This is a genomic window from Eubacterium sp. MSJ-13, from assembly GCF_018918235.1.
Lineage (GTDB): Bacteria > Bacillota > Clostridia > Lachnospirales > Lachnospiraceae > Butyribacter.
The window spans coordinates 1-6534 of record NZ_JAHLQE010000126.1; the positions used below are offsets into that span (position 1 = coordinate 1).

5 protein-coding genes are annotated in these 6534 nt (G+C 36.7%); all 5 read left to right on the top strand.

The genetic code is table 11. The features are described 5' to 3' along the window. The first annotated feature begins 156 nt into the window (after positions 1-156). The 5 genes from KQI69_RS07925 (at position 157) to KQI69_RS07945 (ending at position 6324) form a co-directional block, all read left to right on the top strand. Complete coding sequence (locus tag KQI69_RS07925; RefSeq protein ID WP_216564826.1) at positions 157-1260, top strand: ROK family transcriptional regulator; 1104 nt, start codon at positions 157-159, stop codon at positions 1258-1260. Positions 1261-1666: 406 nt separating this feature from the next. Next, on the top strand, positions 1667-2695 hold the full coding sequence (locus KQI69_RS07930) for a zinc-binding dehydrogenase (RefSeq protein WP_216564827.1): 1029 nt from the start codon (positions 1667-1669) through the stop codon (positions 2693-2695). 78 nt (positions 2696-2773) lie between these two features. After that, positions 2774-4138 carry an MFS transporter gene (locus KQI69_RS07935; RefSeq protein WP_216564828.1) on the top strand — a complete coding sequence of 455 codons (1365 nt, stop codon included), beginning with the start codon at positions 2774-2776 and terminating at the stop codon, positions 4136-4138. Continuing rightward, entirely contained in the window at positions 4122-5084 is a 963-nt protein-coding gene (locus tag KQI69_RS07940) for a carbohydrate kinase (protein ID WP_216564829.1), read from the top strand. The genes KQI69_RS07935 and KQI69_RS07940 overlap by 17 nt, the downstream gene beginning before the upstream one ends. A gap of 118 nt (positions 5085-5202) precedes the next feature. Beyond that, positions 5203-6324 carry a glycerate kinase gene (locus KQI69_RS07945; protein WP_216564831.1) on the top strand — a complete coding sequence of 374 codons (1122 nt, stop codon included), beginning with the start codon at positions 5203-5205 and terminating at the stop codon, positions 6322-6324. Positions 6325-6534: the final 210 nt, after the last annotated feature.

Genomic DNA, 6534 nt, shown 5'->3' on the forward strand with positions numbered 1-6534 from the left:
AGCCCGCTACGGCTCATTCTTCCGCCTTGCAGAATGAAAAATTCATTCTGCGTCATTTAACTAAATAGCAACGGGTCAATACACTAGTTGCTTTACAAAGGCTAAAATAAGTTGTAATATAAGTTTTATAAAATATTTAATAAAAGGAGCTTTTGCATGGAGAGAGCGGCTAAAAAATATAAGACAAGGTCAAATATTGTAAATTATATTATTAATAATAAAACTACATCTAAGGTTGAAATTTCAAAAGAATTGAATTTAAGTATGCCAACAGTCCTTTCAAATGTTAATGGTCTGATTGAGGAAGGGATTGTTGTGGAAAATGGAGAGTATGAGTCTACAGGAGGAAGGAAAGCTAAGGGGATGAGCATAAATCCGGTGTATAGATATGCAGTTGGGCTTATGATAACTGCAAATCATCTTGTTATTGCACTGGTCAATATGAGATATGAGGTGGAAAAAGAGGAGAGGATAAGAATGAAATTTTCTCCTGAATCATCTTATTGTATGAATGTTGCAGAACTTGTGGAAAAATTTATAAATGGTATGGATATAAAAGACAGGATTCTGGGTGTAGGTATTTCAATACCGGGAATAATAAATAGAGAAAGACATATGATTGAAAAATCTCACGCATTGCAACTTGAAAATTACAGTCTTAGTTTTTTTGAGCAGGCATTTTCATATCCTGTATATTTTGAAAATGATGCAAATGCAGCTATGAACGCTGAGAATTTGAATAAATATAAAAATGCAGTATATCTGTCATTAAATAATACATTAGGAGGTGCCTTTTGTATAAATGGAAAACTTTTTCAGGGACAGGCTCAAAAGGCAGGCGAGTTTGGTCATATGATCTTATTTCCAGGGGGACGCAGATGCTATTGTGGAAAAGAGGGCTGTGCAGATGCATATTGTGCTGCTTCTGTTCTTGTTGATGATAAACATGAAACATTAGAACAATTTATGAAAAGTATAGGTACAGGAGATAAGCTTGTTGATGATAAGTGGGACAAGTACCTTACAGATCTTGCAATTTTAATTTCTAATATTCGTATGGCATATGATACGGATATTATTCTTGGAGGAGAGGTTGGAGGTTATCTTTCGGAGCATATGATGGCATTGGGAGAAAAGGTCATGTCATACAATAATTTTGATACAGATATAAGATATTTGAAAAATTGTGCAAATAAAAGAGAAGCATCGGCAGTTGGGGCAGCAAAGTATTTTCTTTATGAATTTATAAAAAATATATGAGTTTTGTTTTTATACAACCAATAACATTATTATATTAAGTTGGATGATAAAAATATATGGCAAATATTAAATCCTTAAAGACAAACATTAAAAAAGTTTGTTTTTGGGGATTTTTCTATTTTATGGGAAAGTGCTCATATAGTAGTGTAAATAGTTTTGGTCGCAGATGGGAAAGTGTTTACATATCTATACAGATTTCTCATCACATATTTTCGCAACAAGTTGATGAAAAATGTGGATTGATATGGTTTTGGGAGAATGTTTGTAATATATGCACAAAAAAATGACAGTCATTTTATGCAAAAAGTAGAAATGCACAAAAGATATTGACAAAATAACACTCTTGTACAATAATGTAATTACTTTAATAAAACATTTTATAAAAGATTTGAAGGAGGACGAGATTATGTTACAACAGATTATGACAAAACCAGGTGAGATAATTTTTAAAGAGGTAGAGATTCCGGAGATTAAAGATGATCAGGTGTTAGTTAAAATTATGAATATTGGAATCTGTGGTTCGGATATTCATGTTTATCATGGTAAACATCCTTTTACAAAATATCCTGTTACACAGGGACATGAGGTATCAGGAGAGATCGTGAAGGTTGGAAAGGATGTTACTGAGTTTCATGAGGGTGAAAAGGTTACTATTGAGCCTCAGGTATATTGTGGTCACTGCTATCCATGCCGCCATGGAAAATATAATCTTTGTGAAGAATTAAAGGTTATGGGATTTCAGACTACAGGAACAGCATCAGAATTTTTTGCGGTAGATGCATCCAAAGTTACACATATTCCGGAAGATATGTCTTATGAAGAAGGTGCAATGATAGAGCCATTGGCAGTAGCTGTACATGGTGTTAAGCAGGTCGGAGATGTAAAAGGCATGAATATAGTTGTTATCGGAGCCGGTCCGATAGGAAATCTCGTTGCACAGGCAGCAAAGGGAATGGGCGCAGCAAAGGTTATGATTACGGATGTTAGTGATCTTCGCTTGGAGAAAGCAAAAGAGTGTGGAATAGATGTATGTGTCAATACAAAGAACAAAGATTTTGGAGAGGCTATGGTAGAAGCTTTTGGTCCTGATAAAGCGGATGTTATATATGATTGTGCAGGAAACAATATAACAATGGGACAGGCGATAAAATATGCCAGAAAAGGAAGTATAATCGTGTTGGTTGCGGTATTTGCCGGTATGGCTGAAATTGACCTTGCTGTTGCAAATGATCATGAGCTCGACATAAAGAGCACAATGATGTACAGGCATGATGATTACATTGACGGGATTAAGCTTGTAAATGATGGAAAGGTTCACCTTAAGCCGCTTATTTCAAAAGTATTCAAGTTTAAAGATTACTTAAAGGCTTATCAGTATATTGATGATAATCGTGAAACAACAATGAAAGTTATTATTAATGTTCAGGAAAAATAAGATTTGAAACCGGCTTTTTGTAAAGTGAAAAGTTTGGAACAGATTGCAAAGTGCTATAAGAGCAGGCAGGAGGTACATATGGAAAATAAAAGTGGAAATGGTAAAGTGCCGTTGATAAGTAAAATAGCATATGGTTTTGGAGATGTTGGATGCAATTTCAGCTGGATGTTTGTCAGCAACTTTCTTATGATATTTTATACTGATGTATTTGGAATAAGTATGACGGTAGTGTCAGCACTGATGTTGTTTTCAAGATTCTGGGATGCTATAAATGATCCTATTGTCGGAGGTCTTACGGATAAGACAAAGTCAAGATGGGGCAGATACAGACCATGGCTTCTTGTCGCTGCTCCTATAACAGCTGTACTTTTAGTATTATCATTCTGGGCACACCCGGATTGGTCTGATACTTCAAAAACAGTTTATATGATTATCACATATTGTCTGCTTGTATTAGGCTACACATGTGTTAATATACCATATGGAACACTTTGTGGTGCTATGACACAGGATATTGATGAGAGAGCTAAGATAAATACTTCCCGTTCGGTAGCTGCGATGATTGCAATAGGAATTATAAATATAATCACTGTTCCGCTTATAAGCAGGCTTGGGAAAACAAGTCCACAGCGTGGATATCTGATTGTTGCCATAATTTATGGATGTATTTTTGCAGCCTGTCATATATTCTGCTTTGCAAAGACAAAAGAACAGGTGGAAATTCCTGAAAAAGAGAAGATATCAATAAAGGTTCAGTTGAAGACAGTAATGCAAAACAGACCGTATATACTTGCTTTGGCTGGACAGGTGTTATTTGGGATCACCTTATATGGAAGAAATGCAGACATATTATACTATTTTACATATGTAGAAGGTAATGCGTCATATTATACAACATATTCAATGTGTATAATCATTCCATCCATTATAGGTGCAGCATGCTTTCAGCCCGTATTTAGAAAGCTAAACAATAAGGGAAGAACAGCATCAATATTTGCCTGCCTTACCGGAATATCAATGATAAGCATGTTTTTCTTTAGTGTAAAAGACGCACCGGTTATATTTTATGCGCTGTCGGGCATAACACAGTTTTTCTTCTCTGGTTTTAATACAGCTATATATGCGATAATACCTGATTGTGTTGAATATGGAGAGTGGAAAACAGGACTTAGAAATGACGGATTTCAGTATGCATTTATTTCTCTTGGAAATAAGATAGGAATGGCAGTAGGAACGGCACTTCTGGCATCACTGCTTGGAAAGTTCGGATATGTTGCAAATCAGGTTCAGAATGAACAGATTATCAATATAATGAAATATGCTTTCACCATAGTTCCGGGAATGTTGTGGCTCTGTACTGCAATAGTGTTGTTCTTTTACCGTTTAAATAAAAAACGCTATAATGAGATTGTGGAGGATTTAAAACATGGGAAAAAAGGTTGATGTAGTTGCATTAGGTGAATTGCTTATTGATTTTACACAGGCAGGAGAAAGTATCAATGGTCAGAAGCTTTTTGAGCAGAATCCGGGAGGAGCTCCGGCAAATTTTCTGACAGTTTTAAGTCATATGGGATATAATACCGAATTTATAGGAAAAGTCGGTGATGATATGCATGGCAGATTTCTTAAAAATACATTGCATAAAGAGGGAATAGGTACAGATAATTTAATAGAAGATAAAAATTATTTTACAACTTTGGCATTTGTTGAAATAGCAGATAATGGTGAGCGTGAGTTTTCTTTTGCGAGAAAACCGGGTGCAGATACTCAGTTAAGAGCGGATGAACTTGACAAAGAACTTCTTGAGGGCTGCCGGTTATTTCACTTTGGTTCGTTATCACTTACGGATGAGCCGGCAGGCGAAGCAACTTTACAGGCGGTTAAAATAGCAAAGCAGGCAGGAGCAGTAATCTCATATGATCCTAATTATCGCGCATCATTATGGGAGTCTGAAAAAATAGCGGCAGAAAAAATGAAATCTGTTATAAAGTATGCAGATGTAATGAAAGTTTCCGATGAAGAAATCGTTATCCTTACAGGAATAGCAGATTATGAAAAGGCTGTAGATAAGCTTCTTGAAATGGGGCCAAAACTTGTCGCCGTAACACTTGGAAGTGAAGGAGTTCTTGTTGCTGCAAACGGTCAAAAAGAGACAGTGCAGGGCTTCAAAGTAAAAGCAGTCGATACAACCGGTGCAGGGGATTCATTCTGGGGAGGTTTTATAAGTGAATATCTCAAGAAAGATAAAGAGATAGAGTCTCTTAGCTGGGATGAGATAAAAGAATGTGCAGTAAATGGAAATAAAACAGCGGCACTGTGCGTTCAAAAAAGAGGTGGAATCCCGGCTATACCGACAAAAGATGAAATTGAGAAATTTAGTGCAAAGTAACTTTAATAGTTAAAAATACAATTTAAAATAGATAGAATATATTAATACAAAAGCTTCTCATTGTGGTAGAATAAAAACATGAGAGGCTTTTGGCATATATAGATTAAGAAAGGGAAATATGAATATACTGATTTCGATAGATTCATTTAAAGGAAGCATGACTTCAATGCAGGCAGGCAAAGCTGCGGAAAAAGGAATTTTAAGAGCAATGCCTGATGCAGATATAAGTATATGTCCGCTTGCAGATGGCGGTGAGGGGACGACTGATGCACTTATTGAAGGGATGGGCGGAGAGAAGATAGAACTTGAAGTCACCGGTCCTTTGGGTGATAAGGTATGCTGTTATTATGGCTTATTGAAAGAGAACAAAACAGCGGTTATGGAGATGGCTTCGGCAGCAGGAATCACGCTTGTAAGTGAAAAAAATCCGATGATGGCAACTACATACGGGGTTGGAGAGATGATTCTGGATGCAGCAAAAAGAGGATGTGAGAAAGTCATTATCGGAATAGGCGGAAGTGCAACAAACGATGGTGGTATTGGAATGCTGCAGGCATTTGGATATCAATTTCTGGACAAAAACGGAAAAGATGTCGGGAAAGGTGCGGCGGCACTTGAAAAAGTAGAGAGGATCATAGATGATAAAGTAAATCCTTTGATATCAAAAATTAATTTTCAGGTTGCTTGTGATGTTGATAATCCTCTTTATGGTGAAAAAGGAGCGACATATATATTTGGTGCACAGAAGGGTGTGACCGATGAGCTGAAACCGGTTATTGACAATGGAATGAAAAATTTTGCAGACAAAACAAAGCAGAAGCTTGGTGTGTCGTGTGAGAAGCTTCCGGGAGCCGGGGCAGCAGGAGGTCTTGGTTTTGCATTTCTTGCATATTTAAACGCAGAACTTACACCCGGGGTGCAGCTTATCATACAGGCAGCCGGTATTGAAGAGAAGATAAGAACAGCGGATATTGTAGTGACCGGTGAGGGGAGAATTGATAGTCAGACAGTGATGGGGAAAGCACCGATAGGTATTGCGAAGATTGCAAAAAAATATGGTAAAAAAGTAATTGCTTTTGCGGGAAATGTATCTGATGATGCATGTGTATGCAACCAGAATGGAATAGATGCTTTTTTTCCAATAGCCCGGGGAGTGACGACATTAGAGGCTGCAATGCAGACGGAAACTGCAATGAAAAATATGGAGCTTGCAGTGGAACAGGTTTTCAGAGTGTTATGAGCAAGCAGCAAAGCGGATTGCGAATATCCGCTTGACAGTGTTATAATAGATAATATATTATCTATATTTATTTTTAGGAGAAAATTATTATGGATGGTCTTGCTTTAAGTAAAGAATGAAGGGCTTGAGTTAAATTTGAGTGCAAAAATAGAGATAGTGTCAAGTAAGCTATGAAAAAATGAGCCAAAGAAAAAGGGGCTCAAATGAACC